The sequence below is a fragment of the SAR324 cluster bacterium genome, assembly GCA_029245725.1.
Lineage (GTDB): Bacteria > SAR324 > SAR324 > SAR324 > NAC60-12 > JCVI-SCAAA005.
On sequence record JAQWOT010000171.1, the window covers coordinates 1 to 2,833 of the forward strand.

Annotated in this window: 1 protein-coding gene; it reads left to right on the top strand. The window is 42.7% G+C overall.

Annotated elements, in window-relative coordinates:
* Window positions 1-172: 172 nt before the first annotated feature.
* Window positions 173-2,260, top strand: coding sequence for a RecQ family ATP-dependent DNA helicase (locus P8O70_08825; protein MDG2196979.1), 2,088 nt, complete (start codon window positions 173-175; stop codon window positions 2,258-2,260).
* Window positions 2,261-2,833: the final 573 nt, after the last annotated feature.

Sequence of the window (2,833 nt, forward strand, 5' to 3'; positions counted from 1 at the left end):
ACGGGAACTCAATACAAGCAAGGCCCCAAAAAGAATTCAAGAAATATTGAGACAGTTGTTTTGACCACAAATCTATCTATCTATATTTTGATTGTTATCAGTTGTTTATCTCTGATGTTTGCAATCTATTAAACAAATGCATTACAAGTTGCCCTAATCATCAAAATACTGAATGACTGAAAAAGTTTATTCTGCTGACAGAGCTTTAGAATTGCTGCGTCTTGGTTCAGGTCAAGTTCATACCATTTTTCGTGATGGACAAGAAGAGGCAATCCAACAAATAACCGATGGTGATCATCGCCTGCTTGTGGTTCAAAAGACAGGTTGGGGTAAGAGCTTTGTCTATTTTATTTCTACCAAAATATTGAGGGAAGCTGGGTGCGGTCCAGCTTTGTTGGTTTCTCCATTACTCGCACTGATGCGGAACCAGATAGCTGCCGCAGAGCGGATGGGGGTTCGAGCCGCGACAATCAACTCTGACAACATAGAAAAGTGGACTGAAGTCGAAGTGAAAATAAAGCAAAATGAAATCGACATTTTGCTCATTTCTCCGGAGCGCTTGGCTAACGAGCGATTCAGGGCAGAGATACTTGGTGGACTTTCGCTACATGTTTCGCTGGTAGTAGTTGATGAGGCACACTGCATTTCAGACTGGGGGCACGACTTTCGGCCGCATTATCGCCTGCTTGAAAGATTCATTAGAAATATGCCTTCTAACATTAAGTTGTTGGCCACCACTGCTACCGCAAACAACCGAGTAGTGCAGGATCTGGAAAATGTGTTGGGCCCAAATCTTAGAATTTCAAGAGGTGATCTCAATCGGCCATCTCTCACTCTCCAAACCATTCGTCTGGAAAGTAAAGCTGAGCGTCTTGCTTGGCTTTCCCATCAACTCACTGCACTAGCTGGCCATGGCATCATTTACACCCTGACGGTGCGAGACGCCAACCAAGTAGCCAATTGGTTGAATAGTCAGGGTTTTGATGTTGAAGCCTACACTGGGGAATCGGGTGCCCGCCGTCTGGAGTTGGAACAAGCTCTCTCTGAAAACCGCATCAAAGCCTTAGTTGCCACCACGGCACTAGGGATGGGGTATGACAAGCCTGATCTTTCATTTGTAATACACTATCAAATGCCATCTTCAGTGGTTGCATATTACCAGCAGGTGGGAAGAGCAGGTCGTGCCTTGGATGCTGCCTATGGAATTTTGCTAAGTGGAAAAGAAGAGGATGACATTGCTAATTGGTTTATTAAAAGTGCCTTTCCCACAAATGAAGAGGTTAAAGAAGTAGTCGCTCAACTTGAGGCCCATCCTGCAGGCTTATCGGTGCCCCAGTTGCTAAAAGAAGTTAATCTTAGCCAAGGTAGGGTTGAAAAAACTCTATCGTTACTTGCACTGGAGTCGCCCCCACCAATCACCAAAAATGGGAGGCATTGGCAAAAGACGGAGGTTTCCTTGTCAGAGGATTTCTGGGAGCGGGCTGAACGCCTAACAAAACTTCGTCGAAGAGAACAGCAGCGAATGCGCGAATACGTGCATCTCCCATTCGGTCAACACATGTCATTTCTAATTAGCGAATTAGACGGTAAGCCGAGTGATGTCATTACTTCATCTTTGCAAGCATTGTCTGAAGATTTTCCCAAAGATAAACTCAGAGAAGCAAACATTTTTCTCAAAAGATACCACCTGCCAATTAATCATCGAAAGCAATGGCCTAATGGTGGACTGAAGCATTCAAACAACCACGGTAAGATTGCCAAAAGTTACCAAGCTAACTCTGGGAAAGTATTAAGTCTTTTGGGGGATGCAGGTTTAGGAGATTTGGTGAATGTTGGCAAAAACCAACAACAGTACTTTTCTGATGAGTTGATCGATGCTTGCGTAGTTATGCTCAAGGAGTGGGGTCCCCAGCCGGCTCCAACATGGGTGACCTGTGTCCCATCTTTACGGAATCCAACGCTGGTTCAAGATTTTGCCAAAAGACTTGCACAGGCTTTAAATTTATCTTTCAGAGTAGCAATTGAGAAGATTGACTCACGACCCGAACAAAACAAGTTTAACAACAGTTTCCAGCAAGCTAGAAACGTTGATGGATCACTTGCTACACTCCGAGACCAAATTCTCTCCGGTCCAGTCTTGCTTGTCGATGATGTTATCTTGTCTGGGTGGACTCTGACGATTTCGTCATGGTTACTTCGCAAAAATGGAAGTGGTGAAGTTTGGCCACTAGCACTTGCCCAAGGCAGGCCCAACGAATGATCTAAGGTTTTTTAATCGGCGTGCTTGACCAAATTAAAAAGTGATAATGTTAGTAGAATCAATTCTACCAGCTTACAGAGGCTGGTTGCATTTACTCCTCTGAAAGGGTTTTGATAGCAATAAAACTAATCCTGCCCCAATTTAGCAGGGTGAGGGGGCTGATCACTGATGATACTGACGAAAAAATTGAAACAGCGTTAAGAAAGCAATGATAGGGGAAGATTTAATTTTAGAGAGATCAAAGAGAAAATACGCTGCTAGCTTGTGGGTAAATAAATTTTAGATTTAGGTGGTGAATTTTGGAATGCTGGACATGTATATGGACAAGTATATGCTGTTTAATTAGCAAATAAGCACAAAAGTGAGGAGTTCGATCCTCCTTGACTCCACCACATTGAAACTTTAGTTGTAATTCCTTAAACTAATTCTGAAAACAAAAAAACGATGTTGGAAGTTTCTTTGAAACTAGTAATCCAGAAGCTAAACGAACCTTTAGATCCAACGCCATAAATTTAAATAATTTTATGAAAAAAAAAGAAACATTAGAGATATATAGTAATGGTCGAAGAGATC